This window comes from Mesorhizobium sp. M1E.F.Ca.ET.063.01.1.1, assembly GCF_003998155.1.
In the GTDB taxonomy this organism is placed as follows: Bacteria; Pseudomonadota; Alphaproteobacteria; order Rhizobiales; family Rhizobiaceae; genus Mesorhizobium.
Genome location: NZ_RZSC01000954.1, coordinates 1 through 1,947, shown reverse-complemented (window position 1 = coordinate 1,947; position 1,947 = coordinate 1). Strand labels below are relative to the sequence as shown.

Below are 1,947 nucleotides of genomic sequence, written 5' to 3'. Positions count from 1 at the left end.
AACGACTTCTTCGACCTTGCGCTCGACCGCAAGCATCCGACCAAGCGCAACCGGCCATTCGCCAGCGGCGCGCTGTCGATCCCGTTCGGCCTCGGCGCCATCATTGCGCTGCTAGCGATCGGCATCGCCGCCGGCTGCCTGCTGCCGATCGAGTTCCTCGGCGTGCTCGGCGGCTACATCTTGGTCACCACGGCCTATTCGCTGTCGTTCAAGCGCATGCTGCTGGTCGATGTCCTGACGCTCGCCGGCCTCTACACGATCCGCGTTTTGGCGGGCGCGGCCGCTACCGGCGTCGACGTTTCCTTCTGGCTGCTCGCCTTTTCGATCTTCTTCTTCCTGTCGCTGGCGCTGGTGAAGCGCTTCGTCGAATTGCGCACGACCGCCATCCCCGCCGGCGAGCGGATCGCCGGCCGCGGTTACCGCACCGAGGACCAGGAGATCGTCGCCCAGGCGGGCATGGCCTCGGCCTTCTCCTCGGCGCTGGTGCTGGCGCTCTATATGGACAGCGTCTCGGTGCGCGAGCTCTATCCGCATCCCTGGCTGGTCTGGCCGCTCGCGCCGATCGTGCTCTACCTCACCATGCGCGTCTGGATCCTCGCGCGCCGCGACGAGATGCATGACGACCCGGTCGTCTTCATCATCAGCGACTGGCGCAGCCAGATCGTCGTTGCCATCGGCGCGGCGCTTCTGATGGTCGGAGGCTGGGGCTGGTGAGGATGGGTGGCGAACGCTTCGGCAGCTTTGGGCTGACGACGCCGCCGGCGCGCCGGGCGATGCCGGCCGACGAAGCCGTTGCGCTGTTGAAGAGCGGCGCGGCAAAGCCCGGCTCGCTCATCGGCTACGGCAATGGCCGCTCCTATGGCGACAGCTGCCAGAACGACGCCGGCATGGTCGTCGACATGCGGCCGCTGGACCGTATCCGTTCTTTCAACGCCGAGACCGGCGTGATCGAGGCCGATGCCGGTGTGCTGCTTTGCGACATCATCGCGCATGCCGCGCCCTACGGCTTCTTTCCGGCCGTGGTTCCAGGCACGCAGTTCGTGACGATCGGCGGCGCCATCGCCAACGATGTCCACGGCAAGAACCACCACCGGCGCGGCACGTTCGGCTGCCATGTCGAATCGTTCACCTTGCTGCGGTCCGACGGCCGGACCTATCGCTGCTCCGACACCGACAATGCCCATCTGTTCATGGCGACGATCGGCGGCATGGGCTTGACCGGATTGATCCTGTCGGCCTCGATCCGGCTGATGCGCGTGCCGTCGCTCGACATCGTCGAGAAGGTGACCCGGTTTCGCGACCTCGGCGAATTCTTCGATCTTGCCGATGCGGCCGACCGCGCCAACGAATATGCCGTTGCCTGGATCGATCAGCTTGCCGGCGGCCACGGGCGGGGACGCGGGCTGCTGTTGACCGGCAACCATGCCGAACATGGATCGCATGCCGCGGCGCTGGCGGGCAGCCGGCTTTCGGTGCCCGTGCGGCCGCCCTTCAACGTGCTCAACCGGCCGTTCCTGACCGCCTTCAACGCTGCCTATCGGTGGAAGAAAGGCCGTTCGTCCGATGCGCGCCAGGCGGGCTACCAGGGCTTCTTCTTTCCGCTCGACGGGGTTCGCGACTGGAACCGCCTGTATGGACCGCGGGGGCTTTTCCAGCACCAGAGCGTGGTGCCGGAGGTCGTCGCCCGGCGCGCCGTGCCGGCCCTGCTCGAGGCGGCGCGGCGGGCCGGGCAAGGCTCCTTCCTGACGGTGCTGAAGCGGTTTGGTGACGTCCGTTCGCCGGCGCTGCTGTCGTTTCCCCGGCCGGGCTACACGCTGACGCTCGATTTCCCCAACAGGGGTGAAAAGACGCTGCGGCTGCTCGCCGAACTCGACCGCATCACGGTCGAGGCCGGCGGCGCCGTCAATCCCTACCAGGATGCGCGCATCGAGCCCGAAACCTTCGCTG

The 1,947-nt window shown here is 67.2% G+C and carries 2 protein-coding genes; both read left to right on the top strand.

Annotation, left to right across the window (positions count from 1 at the left end; translation table 11 throughout):
• On the top strand, positions 1-714 hold a 714-nt coding region (locus EOA29_RS34720), incomplete at its 5' end, for a UbiA family prenyltransferase (protein WP_189479092.1).
• 2 nt (positions 715-716) lie between these two features.
• A partial coding sequence (locus tag EOA29_RS34715; protein ID WP_145969993.1) for an FAD-binding oxidoreductase occupies positions 717-1,947 on the top strand: 1,231 nt, incomplete at its 3' end.